Origin of the sequence: Streptomyces sp. NPDC046931 (assembly GCF_040644655.1) — a bacterium.
In the GTDB taxonomy this organism is placed as follows: Bacteria; Actinomycetota; Actinomycetes; order Streptomycetales; family Streptomycetaceae; genus Streptomyces.
In genome coordinates this window covers 684,202-700,194 of the sequence record NZ_JBEYWX010000001.1, presented here as the reverse complement: position 1 = coordinate 700,194, position 15,993 = coordinate 684,202, and the positions used below count along the sequence as shown (strand labels likewise).

Sequence of the window (15,993 nt, the reverse complement as noted above, 5' to 3'; positions counted from 1 at the left end):
AGGGCGGGACGAGCGGAGCATCCGGCGATGAGGAGGGGGACGTGAGCGAGACGAGCGCGGAGGCCTTGGAGGTCGTCGCGGGCGCCACCTCCACCACCACCGGGAGCTGGCGCATCGCCGGCCTCGCCGGCGCCGCGATAGGCGTCGTCGCGGCGGGCGCCGCGGCCGGTGTCGCACTGGAGCGGATGACGGTCGGCCGGGGCATGCGCCGCAAGGCCCGGCTCGCCCTCGACTCGGCCGGCCCCTACGGCTCGCTCCGCGGCACCCCCGGCAAGGCGTACGCGGACGACGGCACCGAGCTGCACTACGAGGTCGACGACGTGGAGCCGGAGGGCGGCCCCGCACCGCGCCGCCGCCGGCTCTTCGGACGCAAGGCCCCGGCCCCGGTCACCGTCGTCTTCAGCCACGGTTACTGCCTGAGCCAGGACTCCTGGCACTTCCAGCGGGCCGCGCTGCGCGGCGTGGTGCGGACCGTGCACTGGGACCAGCGCAGCCACGGCCGCTCCAGGCGCGGAGTGGCCCAGGCCCAGGGCACGCCCGTCTCCATCGACCAGCTCGGGCGGGATCTGAAGGCCGTGCTGGACGCGGCCGCGCCCGAGGGTCCGATCGTCCTCGTCGGGCATTCCATGGGCGGTATGACGGTGATGGCCCTCGCCGACCAGTACCCCGAGCTGATCCGCGACCGGGTCGTCGGCGTGGCCCTGGTCGGCACCTCGTCCGGACGGCTCGGCGAGGTCAACTTCGGACTGCCCGTCGCGGGCGTCAACGCGATACGGCGCGTGCTGCCCGGCGTGCTGAAGGCGCTGGGGCAGCAGGCCGAGCTGGTGGAGAAGGGGCGCAGGGCCACCGCCGACCTGTTCGCGGGGATCATCAAGCGGTACTCGTTCGCCTCCCGGGACATCGACCCGGCCGTCGCCCGGTTCGCCGAGCGGATGATCGAGGCAACGCCCATCGATGTGGTCGCCGAGTTCTATCCGGCGTTCACCGACCACGACAAGACCGAGGCGCTGGCCCGTTTCGCCGGCCTTCCCGTGCTGGTGCTGGCCGGTGTCCGGGACCTGGTGACGCCGAGCGAGCACAGTGAGGCGATCGCCGGTCTGCTGCCCGACGCCGAACTGGTGCTGGTGCCGGACGCCGGGCACCTGGTGATGCTGGAGCACCCCGAGGTCGTCACCGATCGCCTCGCCGACCTCCTGATGCGCTCGGGAGCGGTTCCGGCAGGGGCTACCGTGGGGGGCTATGGAAGCACCAGCACCGCACAGCCCGGCTGAGACGCTGCCGGGCGTCACCGCCGAGTTCACCGTCACCTCCCCCGAACAGATGCAGGAGCTGGGGCGCCGTCTGGCCAAGCTGCTGCGCGCCGGCGACCTCGTGATGCTGAACGGCGAGCTGGGGGCGGGCAAGACCACGCTGACCCGCGGCCTCGGCGAGGGGCTGGGGGTGCGCGGCGCGGTCACCTCGCCGACCTTCGTGATCGCCCGGGTGCACCCGTCCCTCGGGGACGGCCCGCCGCTGGTCCATGCGGACGCGTACCGCCTGAGCGGCGGGCTCGACGAGATGGAGGACCTCGACCTCGACGTCTCGCTGCCGGACTCCGTGGTCGTCGTGGAGTGGGGCGAGGGCAAGGTCGAGGAGCTGGCGGACGACCGGCTGCACGTGGTCATCCACCGTGCGGTCGGGGACACGACGGACGAGGTGCGCCACGTGACCCTGAGGGGCCTGGGACGCCGCTGGTCGGCGGTGGACCTGGCCGTGCTGTCGGCCTGAGGGCGCCGTCACCGGGCTTCCGCCCCGCACCCCGAGCCAAGACTCCGGGTGCGGGGCGTTTCGTATCTTCGGTCGGACATGCCGACAAGGCGTCGGCAAAGTGTTGCGCCGCAGGTGCCGGGCGTGGTCACATGGATACCAGTCCGTGGTTAGGTCTGCCTAACCATGCCGCCCCCGCGAGTCCAGGAGGCGTCCATGCCGGCTTCGGAACGCAAAGAGGCGCTGCCGCGCGCGGCGGCAGGGGTGTCGATGCGGGACCTGCTGGCGTCGTGCGCCGCGGCGAAGGCCGTCTCGACACCGCCGCGCGACCCCGCACCGCAGGCGCCCCCCGCGACACCGGCGGCCGAGGAGCGCCGCAGGGCCGCGTAGGGCGGGTTCTTCCCCAGGGGGAGGGCCGGCCGGTCCTTACTGGATGACGACGACCTTCTGGCCGGTCGTCGCGAACTCCCACATCGCCGTGCCGTCCGCACGGGACTCACGGATCCCGCCCAGCTTCTTCGAGGCGCGGGGCTTGGCCGTCGAACCGTCCATCGCCGCGCTGAAGCCGATCACCACGCCGTGGTTCGCCGCGAACCGCACGATGTGCTCGACCGGCGTACCGTCCGAACCGGTCCCGGTGGCGGTCCGGGAGGTCACCTCGTAGGTGCCCGGCCGCGGGTCCACCGTCCCCGGTGTGACCGTGAACGTGCGCTGCGCCTTGTTGTCCGGGCCGACCAGCCACACCCGGTCGTCGGCGAGTGCGTACACGACCCGCTCGCCGGTGCCGGAGCCCCCGGGCAGGGCCGCCGGGTTCTTCTTGGTCCGGGGCGTCTGCGACGGAGCCCCCGGGGAGTTCTTCACCTGCGGCTTGCCCAGGGTGTCGGGTACGTGCGCCGACGCCTGGTAGGCGAGGAAACCGACCGTGGCGACGGCCGCCACGGTGAGCCCGGCCACGAATCCCGAGCTGCTCCTAGCCACCTGTGCCCACCTCTCGACCCCCGCACGCGGAAGCAGTGCGTCGCCCGGATACATCTCGTACACGCCTCGTATACGTGTCGTACGACTTACCGATTCGATCACCGATTCCGTCGTACGCCTTCGCTGTGACGGTAGCAGCAGGCGCGCGCCGGACCGGCCCGGCCGTGCGCCGGGCGTGGGCGCCGTACGCTGTTTGCGTGCTCTTGCTCGCTCTGGATACCGCCACTCCCGCCGTCACCGTCGCCCTGCACGACGGCACGTCCGTCATCGCCTCGTCGAGCCAGGTCGACGCACGCCGGCACGGGGAACTGCTGCTGCCCGCCGTCGACCGGGTCCTCGCCGAGGCGGACACCCGGCTCGACGCCGTCACCGGCATCGTCGTGGGCGTGGGCCCCGGCCCGTACACGGGGCTGCGGGTCGGGCTCATGACCGCCGACACCTTCGGTCTCGCGCTCGGCGTGCCCGTGCACGGCGTGTGCAGCCTCGACGGCCTCGCCTACGCCTCCGACCTCGAGGTGCCCTTCGTCGTGGCCACGGACGCACGCCGCAAGGAGGTCTACTGGGCGCGGTACGACAACGCCCGCACCCGGGCGACCGAGCCCGCCGTGGACCGGCCCGCGGAGATCGCGGAGCAGGTCGCGGGCCTGCCCGCCGTCGGCGCCGGCGCGCTGCTCTACCCCGACACGTTCCCGCAGGCCCACGAGCCCGAGCACGTCTCGGCGGCCGCGCTCGCGTCCCTGGCCGCCGAGAAACTGGCGGCGGGCGAGGAACTGGCTCCACCCCGCCCGCTGTACCTGCGCCGCCCCGACGCGCAGGTGCCCAGGAACTACAAGGTGGTCACCCCCAAGTGACCGCGCCCCTGACACCCGTGCTGCGCGAGATGCGCTGGTGGGACATCGACCCCGTCCTCGAGCTGGAGAAGGAGCTCTTCCCCGAGGACGCCTGGTCGCGGGGCATGTTCTGGTCCGAGCTGGCGCACTCCCGGGGGCCCGGGGCGACCCGGCGGTACATCGTGGCCGTCGACGGCGAGCGGGTGGTCGGCTACGCGGGGCTGGCCGCCCAGGGCGACCTGGCGGACATCCAGACCATCGCCGTGGCCCGCGGCCGGTGGAGCACGGGACTCGGCGGACGGCTGCTCACCGAACTGCTGCGGGCCGCCACGGCGTTCGAGTGCGCCCAGGTGATGCTCGAGTGCCGGGTCGACAACGTGCGCGCGCAGAAGCTCTACGAGCGCTACGGCTTCGAGCCCATCGGGTTCCGACGCGGCTACTACCAGCCGGGAAACGTGGACGCCCTGGTGATGCGCCTGACCACAGCGCCCGACGGCGACTTCGCCGCGGGCTCCCCATCAGTACGAGGAACCGAGAACAATGGCTGACGAACCCCTGGTCCTGGGGATCGAGACCTCCTGCGACGAGACCGGCGTCGGCATCGTCCGCGGTACCACCCTGCTCGCCGACGCCGTCGCCTCCAGCGTCGACGAGCACGCGCGCTTCGGCGGCGTGGTCCCGGAGGTCGCCTCCCGCGCACACCTGGAGGCGATGGTGCCCACCATCGACCGGGCGCTGAAGGAAGCGGGGGTGAGCGCGAAGGACCTGGACGGCATCGCAGTCACCGCCGGCCCCGGCCTCGCCGGCGCGCTGCTGGTCGGCGTCTCGGCGGCCAAGGCGTACGCGTACGCCCTGGGCAAGCCGCTGTACGGGGTGAACCACCTCGCCTCCCATATCTGCGTGGACCAGCTCGAACACGGCGCGCTTCCGGAGCCGACGATGGCGCTGCTGGTCAGCGGCGGGCACTCCTCGCTGCTGCTCTCCACCGACATCACCTCCGACGTACGGCCCATGGGCGCGACCATCGACGACGCGGCGGGCGAGGCCTTCGACAAGATCGCCCGTGTGCTGGACCTCGGCTTCCCCGGCGGCCCGGTCATCGACCGGTACGCCAGGGAAGGCGACCCGGAGGCGATCGCGTTCCCGCGCGGACTCACCGGCCCGCGCGATCCCGCGTACGACTTCTCCTTCTCCGGTCTGAAGACGGCCGTGGCCCGCTGGATCGAGGCCAGGCGGGCGGCGGGCGAGGAGGTGCCGGTGCGCGATGTGGCGGCCTCCTTCCAGGAGGCGGTGGTGGATGTGCTGACCCGCAAGGCGGTGCGGGCCTGCAAGGACGAGGGCGTCGACCATCTGATGATCGGCGGCGGTGTGGCGGCCAACTCCCGTCTGCGCGCCCTGGCCCTGGAGCGCTGCGAGGCGGCCGGGATCCGGCTCCGGGTGCCCCGTCCCAAGCTGTGCACCGACAACGGCGCGATGGTCGCGGCGCTGGGCGCGGAGATGGTCGCCCGCGGGCGGGCCGCCTCGGACTGGGACCTGTCGGCGGACTCGTCGCTGCCGGTGACGGATCCGCATGTGCCCGGCCAGGGGCACGGCCACGACCATGTCCACGAGGTCGGCAAGGAGAACCTGTACTCGTGACGGTCGCGCTGATGTGGGAGGCCCGGGCGGTCGCCGGGCGGGGCGAGGACCTGCTGGCCTGGGCGCGGGCCCAGGAGCTGACGCCTCCTCCGCCGCGGCGCGAGACCTTCCGGGCGCCCGAGGACCGTGTCCTCGTCATCACCTGGTGGGACGCGGACCTCGCCGCGGAGCTTCCCGAACTCCCCGAGCCCGGCAGGGAGTTGGTGACCAGGGCGGTGCACCGCTGGCGTTTCGAGTCGGTGGACGGCGGCTGAACCGTACGGCCTTGTCCCGGGGGCCGGCGGTGCCGGCGCCGACGCCGCTCAGGCCGGGTGGCCCAGCAGCATCGTCGGTGCTCCCGCGACCCGGGTCAGGAACACGGTCACCGCGCGGGGGCCGTGCGGCTTGGGCATGACCTTGCGGCGCAGTTCCTCCGGCTCGACCGCCGAGCCGCGCTTCTTCACCGTCAGGATCCCGACCTGCCGCTCCCGCAGCAGGGCCTTCAACTTCTTCACATTGAAGGGGAGTCGGTCGGTGATCTCGTAGGCGGTGGCGTAGGAGGAGTCGTGGTGCGCGTCCGAGGTCACGTAGGCGATCGTTTCGTCGATCAGCCCGCCGTCCACCTCCGCGGCCACCTCCGCCACCAGATGCGCGCGGATCGCGGCGCCGTCGGGTTCGTACAGATAGCGGCCGAGCGGACGTACCGGAGGGTCGGGCAGGCCACGGCCGCGCAGCGCGCGGGGTCCGGGCAGCAGCGTGGCCCGGACGAGTCCGGGCTCGGTGCCGAACCACAGCACCGCCTCCTTCACGTCCCCGCCGTCCGAGATCCACTCGGCCTCCGCCTCGGCCGGCACCGCCTCGTGCGGGATGCCGGGCGCGACCTTGAGCGCGGCGCGCGGCGCCTTGAGGGCCGTGGCCACGGCCCAGGACAGCGGGGGTGAGTACGCCTCCGGGTCGAAGATGCGTCCGCGCCCGCCGCGTCGTGCCGGATCCACGAAGACGGCGTCGTACGACGAGACGTCCACCCGCGTGACATCGTCCTCGCGCACCTCGATCAGCGCGGACAGGCCGAGCGCTTCGGCGTTCGCCCGTGCCACCGCCGCGGTCAGCGGGTCGCGGTCCACGGCCAGCACCCGGATGCCGGCCCGGGCGAACGCGATCGCGTCGCCGCCGATGCCGCAGCACAGATCGGCGACGGAGGTGACGCCGAGCGCCCGCAGCCGGGCCGCCCGGTGGGCGGCGACCGCCGTCCTCGTCGACTGCTCGACGCCGTTCGGAGTGAAGAACATCCGCCCCGCGTCCTCGGCCCCGAACTTCGCCGCCGCCCGCTCGCGCAGCCGCGCCTGGGTCAGGGCCGCCGAGACCAGTTCGGCGGGGTGCTCGCGGCGCAGCCGGGTGGCGACGGCCAGTTCCTCGGCCGGTGCGGTGCCGCGCACCTGGTCGAGGAGGGCGCGGCCCTCGGGGCTGAGCAGGGAGTCGAGGCAGAGGTCGTTCACGGGGCCATTGTCGGCCAGTCGGTGGATGGCGTGCGCCCGGCCGCGGTGTCGGCCCGCCGGGACTCTCGGCGGCTGCAAGGATCCGACAGCATGCGGATCGTACGACAAAATGACCAAAAGAGTGCGAACGGTCTCCCGGCGCTCGCGTCCGGCTGCATCGACACCGCCAGGCGCTGGGCGGCGCGCCCGGGGGACCACCTGTGAGGGGGCGGCCGAGGGGGCTGCCGAGGCGACGGCCGAGCGGAGGGCTGCGGGCGCGGCTGAGGGCGCGGCTGAGGGGACGGCGGCTCCTGCGGGTGATGGCCGCCGGAGCGGGCGCCGTCGTGTTGCTGTCCGGCTGCGCCCCGTCCGTCGACCCCATCGAACGGCTGGGCAGGAAGGCGGCGCAGAGGGTGCACCGCACGCACGCATCCCACGAGCGGGCCTACCGGCGCTGGGGCCTCGCCGCCCCGCTCGCGCCCGCACCCCGGCCGCCTCGCCCTCTCGGCGGGGCACAGGAGCGCCTGCCGGTGGCGCTCGACCGTGTCCCCACCCGCGACAAGGTCGTCTTCCTCACCTACGACGAGGGGGCCGAGGACGACTCCCGTTTCGTCGACATGGTCCGTGAACTGCGGCTGCCGGTGAGCGTGTTCCTCACCGACCGTGCCGTGGGACCGGGCTATGCGCGCGCCGCACGGCTGCGCGCGGCCGGTGCCGTCATCCAGAACCACACCCTGGACCGCACCGCGCTGCGCGGCCGCCCGTACGACGAGCAGCGCGCCGAGATCTGCGGCCAGCGCGACCGGTTGAAGGCCAGGCTGGGAGTGCTGCCCCGGCTGCTGCGGCCGCCGTACGGCAGGTACGACCGTACGACGCTGCGGGCCGCTGCGGACTGCGGCATCACGGCGCTCATCCTGTGGCGTCCCGCCCCGAGCCCGGGAACGGGCCGTCACGGCGGGGACGCGGCACCCCGTTCGGGGGACATCGTCCTGCCCCACGAAGCGGGCCGCCCCCTTGCTTCCCTGACCGCGGAGACAACCCGGCTTCTGCGCCGTATCCAGTCACGGGGTTTCACGGTGGGACGTCTGGAGGACTACCTGTAGACCGGTGCGGGGTGCCCCGCTCGCGCGGCGCGCCGCCGCGCATTGGCACTCCGCTTGACCGAGTGCTAATCGCGGTCATAGTCTCGGCTCTGGCACTCACCACTGGAGAGTGCCAACGAAGCGACGGGCAGGTCCGGCACCCGCGACGACGGATCCACCTGGTCGCCACCTCAGACAGTTAACCCCGTGAGATCTCCGAAGGGGGAGGTCGGATCGTGACGACCACCAGCTCCAAGGTTGCCATCAAGCCGCTCGAGGACCGCATCGTGGTCCAGCCGCTGGACGCCGAGCAGACCACGGCCTCTGGCCTGGTCATCCCGGACACCGCGAAGGAGAAGCCCCAGGAGGGCGTCGTCCTCGCCGTGGGCCCGGGCCGCATCGAGGACGGCAAGCGCGTCGAGCTCGACGTCAAGGTCGGCGACGTGGTGCTTTACAGCAAGTACGGCGGCACCGAGGTGAAGTACAACAACGAGGAGTACCTCGTTCTCTCGGCTCGCGACGTGCTCGCGATCATCGAGAAGTAATTCACCGAAGCAGACTGCTTTGAGCTGCGCCCCTGGCCCCCGCGACCGTTGATCAGCCGGGCGTCGGGGGCGCCGTTCGTCTTTCACCGCGATGACGGCTGCTCCCCGGGAGCGGCCGGGGATCGCATTCGAGAGGACTGAAACGCTCCATGGCGAAGATCCTGAAGTTCGACGAGGACGCCCGTCGCGCTCTCGAGCGCGGCGTCAACAAGCTTGCCGACACGGTCAAGGTGACGATCGGCCCCAAGGGTCGCAACGTCGTCATCGACAAGAAGTTCGGTGCCCCCACCATCACCAACGACGGTGTCACCATCGCCCGTGAGGTGGAAGTAGAGGACCCGTACGAGAACCTCGGCGCCCAGCTGGTGAAGGAGGTGGCGACCAAGACCAACGACATCGCTGGTGACGGCACCACCACCGCCACCGTGCTCGCCCAGGCGCTGGTGCGCGAGGGCCTGAAGAACGTCGCCGCGGGTGCCTCCCCGGCCGCCCTGAAGAAGGGCATCGACGCGGCCGTCGCCGCGGTCGCCGAGGACCTGCTGGCCACCGCCCGCCCGATCGACGAGAAGTCCGACATCGCCGCCGTCGCCGCGCTGTCCGCCCAGGACCAGCAGGTCGGCGAGCTCATCGCCGAGGCGATGGACAAGGTGGGCAAGGACGGTGTCATCACCGTCGAGGAGTCCAACACCTTCGGTCTGGAACTGGACTTCACCGAGGGCATGGCCTTCGACAAGGGCTACCTGTCGCCGTACTTCGTGACGGACCAGGAACGCATGGAGGCCGTCCTCGACGACCCCTACATCCTCATCACCCAGGGCAAGATCTCCGCCATCGCGGACCTGCTGCCGCTGCTGGAGAAGGTCATCCAGGCCGGGTCCTCCAAGCCGCTGCTGATCATCGCCGAGGACGTCGAGGGCGAGGCCCTGTCCACCCTCGTCGTGAACAAGATCCGCGGCACCTTCAACGCCGTCGCCGTCAAGGCCCCCGGCTTCGGTGACCGCCGCAAGGCGATGCTCCAGGACATTGCGGTCCTCACCGGCGCCACGGTCGTCTCCGAGGAGGTCGGCCTCAAGCTCGACCAGGTCGGCCTGGACGTGCTGGGCTCCGCCCGCCGTGTCACGGTCACCAAGGACGACACGACCATCGTCGACGGCGGTGGCAAGTCCGAGGACGTCGCGGCCCGCGTCGCCCAGATCAAGGCCGAGATCGAGACCACGGACTCCGACTGGGACCGCGAGAAGCTCCAGGAGCGCCTCGCCAAGCTGGCCGGCGGCGTGTGCGTGATCAAGGTCGGCGCCGCCACCGAGGTGGAGCTTAAGGAGAAGAAGCACCGCCTGGAGGACGCCATCTCCGCGACCCGCGCCGCGGTCGAGGAGGGCATCGTCTCCGGTGGTGGCTCCGCGCTGGTCCACGCCGCCAAGGTGCTCGAGGGCGGCCTCGGCAAGCAGGGCGACGAGGCCACCGGTGTGACCATCGTGCGCCGCGCGGTCGTCGAGCCGCTGCGCTGGATCGCCGAGAACGCGGGCCTGGAGGGCTACGTCATCGCCTCCAAGGTCGCCGAGCTGGAGAAGGGCCAGGGCTACAACGCCGCCACCGGCGAGTACGGCGACCTGGTCAAGGCCGGCGTCATCGACCCGGTCAAGGTCACCCGCTCCGCCCTGGAGAACGCCGCCTCCATCGCCTCCCTGCTGCTGACGACCGAGACCCTGGTCGTCGAGAAGAAGGAAGAGGAGGAGCCGGCCGCCGCGGGTCACGGCCACGGCCACGCCCACTGACGGCCGATCCTTCCGAGCCGACCGAGGCCCGGCTCCCCTCAGAAGGGAAGCCGGGCCTCGGGGTGTTCTGTCGGGGAGAGCGCCGGGCCTCGGGGTGTTCCGTCGGCTTCGGGGCGCCGGCGGCCGGGGTTTCGGCGCTCGGAGCTCAGCGCTCCAGCGCGTCGAGCGCGCCGAGCTGGTCCATCAGTCCCAGCTGGTCGTGCTGCCACCAGGTCTCGGCGATCTTCGCGTCCGGCCCGAACCGGAACAGGGTCATCCCGGTCATGGCGACCTGCCGCCCGGTGGGGGCGATCCCGAGGAATTCGCCCTTGTGGGTGGCGTTCCAGGTCCACCGCGCGCAGGCACGCTCGCCCCGCGCGATCAGGTCCTCGACGGTGAAGGTGGAGTCGAAGGCGTCCCGCCACATCCGGTACTCGCGACGGATCGCGTCCAGGCCGATGGTGTCCTGCGGATTGACGGGATCGTGGCTGTGGCAGCCTTCCGTGATCAGGTCGTTGAGCGGCGGCAGTTCACCCGGCTCCGAGAGCGTGTCGAAGAAGCGCCGTACGACATCCTCGTACAATTGTTCGTCTCGTACCACGTCGAGATCCATGAAGACGGGCATCTCGTCACAGAGGGCGACCATCTCCCGGAAGATCCTGCCGGTCTCGGGCAGGTTCGAGTTCCGCATCGCGTCCTCGTACGACGGGAACTCCACGAGCTCGACGAGGTGCGACTCGTCGGACCGGTCCCTGCCGACCAGGTCGTGCGTGGCCCTCCGCTTCCCTTTGGTCTGCTCCACCCACGCGTCGATCAGCCGGTTCATCTCCTCGAACCGGTCGGTTCTGCACTCGATGAGCTGTACGAAGGTCATGACGTCGCCTCCGGCCCTGCGTCCGGTTCGGTCCAGGCCATTTTCCCACCGGAGCGGCGACGTCACCTCCGCCCGTCACTGCGGGCCGTACTTGCGTCCCGTCCGGGAGCTGATTCCGCCCAGCAGCGCGCGCGGTGTCACCTTCACCAGGCCCATCAGCGTCTTGTACCGCGGGTCCGGAATGGACAGCGTCTTGCCCCGCGCCAGGTCCGCGAGCGCCGAGGCGACCAGCTTGTCGGCGTCCAGCCACATCCAGCCCGGGATGTTGTCCGTGCCCATCCCGGCACGCTCGTGGAACTCCGTGCGCACGAAGCCCGGGGCCAGCGCCATCAGCCGGACGCCCGACCCGGCGAGGTCCCGCGCCGCGCCCTGAGTGAACTGCACGACCCACGCCTTGGACGCTCCGTAGGTGCCGCGCGGCACGAACGCCGCGACCGAGGCCACGTTCACGACCCCGCCGCGGCCGCGGGTGCGCATCGCCTCCGCCGCGGCGCCGGTCAGCCGCAGCACTGCCTCGCAGTGCACCTTCAGCATCCGCAGCTCGTCGGCCATCGGCACATCGAGATAACGGCCTTTGTTGCCGAAGCCCGCGTTGTTGACGAGCAGGTCGACCGGGTTCCTGAGGTCGGACAGACGTGCGGCCACCGCCTCGATGCCCTCGTCGGTGGCCAGGTCCGCGGTCAGCACCTTCACCTCGATGCCGTGCCGGTCGTGCAACTCCGTCGCCTGCTCGCGCAGCCGCTTGGTGTCGCGTGCCACCAGGACGAGGTCATGGCCGTCTGCGGCGAGCCGTCGTGCGAACGCGGCGCCGATGCCCGCGGTCGATCCCGTAATCAGAGCCGTTGTCATGGGCCAACGATAGTGACCCGGACTGACCGAGTCCGCCCGCCGGACCGGGGATTTCACCGGCTCGGACGCCAACGTCCGCAGCCGAGGCGTCAGTTCGCCGCCGCATGCTTGCGGGCGTATTCCCGTGCCGCCCGTGCGATGCCCGAGTGCAGGGCGCCGCCCGCCGCCAACAGACCGGGCAGCAGATGCCTTTCCGTCGTCGACGCCCGGAACTGGAGGGCGACCGTGATGTCGTGCCCGGGCCGGTGCACGATCTCCACGGAGTCGCCGACCCGTATCTCACCCGGTGTGATCACCCGCAGATATGCGCCGGGGGCGCCCTGACGGGTGAACCGCCTGACCCAGCCGCGCTCGCCCAGGTGCTCCTGGAAGGTGCGGCACGGAATCCGCCCCGAGGTGACCTCCAGCACCACCTCGGGCCCGATGCGCCAGCGCTCGCCGATCCGTGCGCCGGACACGTCGACCCCCTCCGTGGTGAGGTTCTCGCCGAAGGAGCCGTTCGGCAGCTCACGGCCCAGCTCCCGCTCCCAGGCATCCAGGTCCTCCCGGGCGAACGCGTACACCGCCTGGTCGTCACCCCCGTGGTGCCGCAGGTCGCACACCGAGTCCCCGGCCACCCCGCTGGCGCCGACCCCCTTGGGCCCCGGCGCCGCCACCCGGACCGGCCCGTCCACGGGCTGCTTGTCGATGCCGGTCAGACCCTCCGGCTGGTCGGTGTAGTCGACGGACTTGGGCCGGCCCAGGTTTACAGAAAGAAGCTTCATGCCCGCACCGTAGGGGACGGGTGGTCAAAGCGTCGATGCGATATGTGCCGCACCACCCAAGATGCACTTATGCTCAAAGGGTGATCGAGGCCCGTCATCTCCGTGTGCTGCGCGCCGTGGCCGCCACCGGCTCCTTCTCGGCGGCCGGGCGCGAGCTGGGCTGCACCCAGCCGGCCGTCAGCCAGCAGATGAAGGCGCTGGAGACGTCCGTCGGCACGCCTCTGCTCGTCCGGACCGGCCGCGAGATGCGCCTGACGCAGGCCGGCGAGGCCCTGGTGCGGCACGCGTCGGGCATCCTCGCCGGGCTGACCGCCGCGGAGGAGGAGGTCGCCGCCATCGCGGGACTGAGGGCCGGCCGGGTCCGTCTGGTCTCCTTCCCGAGCGGCAGCTCCACGCTGGTGCCCACCGCGCTGGCCGCCCTGCGCGCCGCGCACCCCGGCACCCGGGTCTCCCTGGTGGAGGCCGAACCACCCGAGTCCGTCGAGAAGCTGCGCGCGGGCGACTGCGATGTCGCCCTCGCCTTCCGATACGGGGGCGCGGCGGGTGCAAAGGAGTGGGACGACCTGTTCGCACGTCCCCTGCTCGGCGACCGGCTGGTCGCCCTCGTGCCCGAGGGGCACCGGCTGGCGCGCGCGGAGTCCGTCGCCATCGGCGAACTGGCCGGGGAACCGTGGATCGCGGGCTGTCCGCGCTGCCGGGGGCAACTCGTGGAGGTGTGCGAGAGCGCCGGTTTCACGCCCCGTATCGACTTCGCCACCGACGACTATCCGGCGGTGGTCGGCCTGGTGGGCGCCGGGCTCGGCGTAGCCGTACTGCCGCAGCTCGCGATCGAGTCCGTACGTCCTAGGGGCGCGCGTCCGGTGGCGCTGGAACCCGTGGTGCGGCGGGAGATCGTCGCCCTGACTCTGCCGGATCTGGCGCAGGTGCCGGCGGTGGCGGCGACGCTGGACGAACTGGCGCGGGCCGCGGTGCGCTAGCCCGCTGTGCGACGGGGGCCGTCTGTCGTGCGGCCGGTGGTACCCCGGAACCCGGCGGTACCCCAAAAATGGGCACGCTCATGCGTGCCCGTCGTGCAAAAACGTTCCTTCAGTTGTTGGAGGCGGAGGAGCCCCCGCTGGAGGTCGATGCCGGCACCAGCCGGTTGCGTGCTCGCCCCATGAGCTCTTCGCGCTCGTCCTCGGTCAGTCCGCCCCATACGCCGTACGGCTCGCGCACCGCCAGTGCGTGGGCTGCGCACTCGGCGCGTACGGGGCACCTCATGCAGACCTCTTTGGCCGAGTTCTCACGAGCGCTCCGGGCTGCCCCGCGTTCTCCCTCCGGATGGAAGAAGAGCGAGCTGTCGACCCCACGGCAGGCCGCATGGAGCTGCCAGTCCCACAGATCCGCGTTCGGACCGGGAAGGCGGGAGAAATCTGCCATTGCGTGTCCCCTTGTTGCCGTTTTGGGCGGATACCTGCCCCTGACCGTACATCGACGATCTAAGGATATGAAAATATGACTCATTGCGAATCTAGCCCTAGACACCAGCAAACGGGAAGAAAAGCGGCTAAATGGGGCATAGGTTGTGATGAAAGTTCGAGGGCCCGCCGCGCATGTATGCACCGTGTCCGCGCCCTCACGTACAGTGCCGAAGACGGCTTGCTGCACCGTAACTCTTTCGAGTGACCATCGTTGAGAGTGCGGAGGCGGTTGAAACAACAAGCGCTCGGGCAGGCGTCCGAGGGCGTCGACCGCTCAGGTGACGATTCGTACCAGCCTGGAGGCTCAAGGTGACGCGCATCAGCTGCGGAGGGCGGTCATGACATCCGTCCTCGTCTGCGACGACTCCCCGCTTGCCCGAGAGGCGCTCCGCCGCGCGGTGGCGACCGTGCCCGGTGTCGAGCGCGTGACGACGGCGGCCAACGGCGAGGAAGTCCTCCGCCGCTGGGGGGCCGACCGTTCGGACCTGATTCTGATGGACGTACGCATGCCCGGCCTGGGCGGCGTCGAGACCGTGCGGCGGCTGCTGTCCGCCGACCCCGGTGCGCGCATCATCATGCTCACCGTCGCGGAGGACCTCGACGGGGTGGCGCTCGCGGTCGCCGCCGGCGCGCGCGGCTATCTGCACAAGGACGCCTCGCGCGCGGAACTGCGGGCGACCGTCACGCAGGCCCTCGCCGACCCGACTTGGAGGCTCGCCCCGCGGCGGCTGCGCTCGGCCGAGATGGGCGCCGCGCCCACGCTCACCGCGCGCGAGATCCAGGTCCTGGAGGGCATGAGCCACGGCCGCTCGAACGCGGAGATCGGCCGTGAGCTGTTCCTCTCCGAGGACACGGTGAAGACGCACGCCCGCCGGCTGTTCAAGAAACTCGGCGCCTCCGACCGTGCGCACGCCGTGGCGCTCGGCTTCCGATGGGGCCTGGTCCGCTAAGTGGACCACCGCGGGGGTGCGCAGATCCCCGCCTGCCGCACGGCGGGCGGGGCGCGGCGACCCCAGGGAAGTCAAGGCACCCGCACTTCCCTGGAGCCGCTCGGCTACAGGGTCCGCCGGATGCCCGCTGCTCGTTTCGCCGCGGATGCCGCATCCTTGAGGTGTGGAGTTCCTCGGGGACGAGTCGGTCGAGCGGGAGGGGAGGGCGCAGGCGATGGGTTCCGGCGCACCTGCTCATAACGCTTCGGTGCACAACTACGGACGCGGTGCCACGGATCGGACGACGCCAAGGCACCATGGACCGATGCGCGACGACGAGACAACGGTTATCGGTGCGCTCGTGCATCGCGCCGTCGACGGCGACGAGCAGGCGACCCATGACCTGCTCGCCCGCGTTCACCCGCTGGCCCTGCGCTACTGCCGTACGCGGCTGTCCCGGCTGCCGGGCGACGCGCGGCACTTCGTCGAGGACCTGGCGCAGGAGGTCTGCGTGGCCGTGCTGCTCGCGCTGCCGCGTTACAAGGACACCGGGCGCCCGTTCGAGGCGTTCGTCTTCGCGATCGCCGCGCACAAGGTCGCGGACCTTCAGCGCGCGGCGATGCGGCACCCCGGCTCGACGGCGGTCCCGTCGGACGAGATGCCCGAACGCCCGGACGACTCCCTGGGCCCCGAGGAGCGGGCGCTGCTGAGCAGCGACGCCGAGTGGGCCAAGAAACTCCTGGCCAACCTCCCCGAGAACCAGCGCGAGCTGCTGCTGCTGCGGATCGCCGTCGGCTTGACCGCGGAGGAAACAGGTCAGATGTTGGGAATGTCACCGGGAGCGGTGAGGGTGGCGCAGCACAGGGCGCTGAGCAGGCTGCGCGCGCTCGCCGAGCAGTAGCGGCCCTGCCGCCGCGTCCCCGCGCGCCGCGTCCTCACGTCCCGGTCGCGTTTTCTTCGCCGGCGCAACGGCGACCAGCGAAGACGGCGGAGTTCCGCGCTGCCGGGGCCCGCTCGGCCCGGTGCTCCGCAGGGCCCCCGCCCCGCGCCTGAACCGAGGGGCCGCCGACTCCGTACGAACATACGAAGT

The 15,993-nt window shown here is 71.6% G+C and carries 19 protein-coding genes; 13 read left to right on the top strand and 6 right to left on the bottom strand.

What is annotated here, in order from left to right:
* The first annotated feature begins 41 nt into the window (after positions 1 to 41).
* The 3 genes from ABZ876_RS03135 (at position 42) to ABZ876_RS03125 (ending at position 2,136) form a co-directional block, all read left to right on the top strand.
* On the top strand, positions 42 to 1,271 hold the full coding sequence (locus tag ABZ876_RS03135; RefSeq protein WP_361773411.1) for an alpha/beta hydrolase: 1,230 nt from the start codon (positions 42 to 44) through the stop codon (positions 1,269 to 1,271).
* Positions 1,240 to 1,767, top strand: coding sequence for a tRNA (adenosine(37)-N6)-threonylcarbamoyltransferase complex ATPase subunit type 1 TsaE (gene tsaE / locus ABZ876_RS03130; protein WP_361773408.1), 528 nt, complete (start codon positions 1,240 to 1,242; stop codon positions 1,765 to 1,767). Before ABZ876_RS03135 ends, tsaE begins: the two co-directional genes overlap by 32 nt.
* A gap of 195 nt (positions 1,768 to 1,962) precedes the next feature.
* Positions 1,963 to 2,136 (top strand): hypothetical protein, encoded by a 174-nt coding sequence (locus tag ABZ876_RS03125; RefSeq protein ID WP_361773405.1) that lies wholly within the window; start codon positions 1,963 to 1,965, stop codon positions 2,134 to 2,136.
* Positions 2,137 to 2,172: 36 nt separating this feature from the next.
* On the opposite strand, the gene ABZ876_RS03120 is transcribed toward ABZ876_RS03125, so the two are convergent.
* Positions 2,173 to 2,724: a hypothetical protein gene (locus tag ABZ876_RS03120; RefSeq protein WP_361773402.1), complete on the bottom strand. Its 552-nt coding sequence runs from the start codon at positions 2,722 to 2,724 to the stop codon at positions 2,173 to 2,175.
* A 197-nt stretch (positions 2,725 to 2,921) separates the two neighbouring features.
* Here ABZ876_RS03120 and tsaB point away from each other — a divergent pair, with 197 nt between their 5' ends.
* From tsaB to ABZ876_RS03100, 4 genes are read left to right on the top strand one after another with little or no spacing between them, the layout of a single operon-like run.
* Positions 2,922 to 3,575, top strand: a complete 654-nt coding sequence (gene tsaB, locus ABZ876_RS03115) for a tRNA (adenosine(37)-N6)-threonylcarbamoyltransferase complex dimerization subunit type 1 TsaB (RefSeq protein WP_361773399.1) — start codon at positions 2,922 to 2,924, stop codon at positions 3,573 to 3,575.
* Complete coding sequence (rimI, locus tag ABZ876_RS03110; RefSeq protein WP_361773396.1) at positions 3,572 to 4,102, top strand: ribosomal protein S18-alanine N-acetyltransferase; 531 nt, start codon at positions 3,572 to 3,574, stop codon at positions 4,100 to 4,102. The genes tsaB and rimI overlap by 4 nt, the downstream gene beginning before the upstream one ends.
* Positions 4,095 to 5,192, top strand: a complete 1,098-nt coding sequence (gene tsaD / locus ABZ876_RS03105) for a tRNA (adenosine(37)-N6)-threonylcarbamoyltransferase complex transferase subunit TsaD (protein ID WP_361773393.1) — start codon at positions 4,095 to 4,097, stop codon at positions 5,190 to 5,192. Before rimI ends, tsaD begins: the two co-directional genes overlap by 8 nt.
* Positions 5,189 to 5,446: a hypothetical protein gene (locus ABZ876_RS03100; protein ID WP_361773390.1), complete on the top strand. Its 258-nt coding sequence runs from the start codon at positions 5,189 to 5,191 to the stop codon at positions 5,444 to 5,446. Before tsaD ends, ABZ876_RS03100 begins: the two co-directional genes overlap by 4 nt.
* Positions 5,447 to 5,494: 48 nt before the next feature.
* Here the strand turns inward: ABZ876_RS03100 and ABZ876_RS03095 are convergent, their stop codons facing one another.
* Positions 5,495 to 6,667, bottom strand: a complete 1,173-nt coding sequence (locus tag ABZ876_RS03095) for a methyltransferase domain-containing protein (RefSeq protein ID WP_361773387.1) — start codon at positions 6,665 to 6,667, stop codon at positions 5,495 to 5,497.
* A gap of 299 nt (positions 6,668 to 6,966) precedes the next feature.
* Here ABZ876_RS03095 and ABZ876_RS03090 point away from each other — a divergent pair, with 299 nt between their 5' ends.
* The 3 genes from ABZ876_RS03090 to groL all read left to right on the top strand — a co-directional run bounded on the left by ABZ876_RS03090 (position 6,967) and on the right by groL (position 10,048).
* Positions 6,967 to 7,749 carry a polysaccharide deacetylase family protein gene (locus ABZ876_RS03090; protein ID WP_361773384.1) on the top strand — a complete coding sequence of 261 codons (783 nt, stop codon included), beginning with the start codon at positions 6,967 to 6,969 and terminating at the stop codon, positions 7,747 to 7,749.
* A 215-nt stretch (positions 7,750 to 7,964) separates the two neighbouring features.
* A complete protein-coding gene (gene groES, locus ABZ876_RS03085) occupies positions 7,965 to 8,273 on the top strand; it encodes a co-chaperone GroES (RefSeq protein ID WP_234513400.1) in 309 nt (102 codons plus the stop codon).
* A 149-nt stretch (positions 8,274 to 8,422) separates the two neighbouring features.
* Positions 8,423 to 10,048 carry a chaperonin GroEL gene (groL, locus tag ABZ876_RS03080; RefSeq protein ID WP_361773381.1) on the top strand — a complete coding sequence of 542 codons (1,626 nt, stop codon included), beginning with the start codon at positions 8,423 to 8,425 and terminating at the stop codon, positions 10,046 to 10,048.
* A gap of 145 nt (positions 10,049 to 10,193) precedes the next feature.
* Here groL and ABZ876_RS03075 read toward each other — a convergent pair whose 3' ends face one another.
* The 3 genes from ABZ876_RS03075 to ABZ876_RS03065 all read right to left on the bottom strand — a co-directional run bounded on the left by ABZ876_RS03075 (position 10,194) and on the right by ABZ876_RS03065 (position 12,514).
* Positions 10,194 to 10,901: an ester cyclase gene (locus ABZ876_RS03075; RefSeq protein WP_361773378.1), complete on the bottom strand. Its 708-nt coding sequence runs from the start codon at positions 10,899 to 10,901 to the stop codon at positions 10,194 to 10,196.
* Between the two features lie 75 nt (positions 10,902 to 10,976).
* Positions 10,977 to 11,750 carry an SDR family oxidoreductase gene (locus tag ABZ876_RS03070; RefSeq protein WP_361773375.1) on the bottom strand — a complete coding sequence of 258 codons (774 nt, stop codon included), beginning with the start codon at positions 11,748 to 11,750 and terminating at the stop codon, positions 10,977 to 10,979.
* A gap of 89 nt (positions 11,751 to 11,839) precedes the next feature.
* A complete protein-coding gene (locus ABZ876_RS03065; protein ID WP_361773372.1) occupies positions 11,840 to 12,514 on the bottom strand; it encodes an MOSC domain-containing protein in 675 nt (224 codons plus the stop codon).
* Between the two features lie 80 nt (positions 12,515 to 12,594).
* Here ABZ876_RS03065 and ABZ876_RS03060 point away from each other — a divergent pair, with 80 nt between their 5' ends.
* On the top strand, positions 12,595 to 13,491 hold the full coding sequence (locus tag ABZ876_RS03060) for a LysR family transcriptional regulator (protein WP_361773369.1): 897 nt from the start codon (positions 12,595 to 12,597) through the stop codon (positions 13,489 to 13,491).
* 109 nt (positions 13,492 to 13,600) lie between these two features.
* Here the strand turns inward: ABZ876_RS03060 and ABZ876_RS03055 are convergent, their stop codons facing one another.
* Positions 13,601 to 13,933 carry a WhiB family transcriptional regulator gene (locus tag ABZ876_RS03055; protein ID WP_234513393.1) on the bottom strand — a complete coding sequence of 111 codons (333 nt, stop codon included), beginning with the start codon at positions 13,931 to 13,933 and terminating at the stop codon, positions 13,601 to 13,603.
* 379 nt (positions 13,934 to 14,312) lie between these two features.
* On the opposite strand from ABZ876_RS03055, the gene ABZ876_RS03050 reads away from it, so the two are divergent.
* Complete coding sequence (locus ABZ876_RS03050) at positions 14,313 to 14,924, top strand: response regulator transcription factor (protein ID WP_003948568.1); 612 nt, start codon at positions 14,313 to 14,315, stop codon at positions 14,922 to 14,924.
* 304 nt (positions 14,925 to 15,228) lie between these two features.
* On the top strand, positions 15,229 to 15,804 hold the full coding sequence (locus tag ABZ876_RS03045; protein ID WP_030571403.1) for a sigma-70 family RNA polymerase sigma factor: 576 nt from the start codon (positions 15,229 to 15,231) through the stop codon (positions 15,802 to 15,804).
* Positions 15,805 to 15,993: the final 189 nt, after the last annotated feature.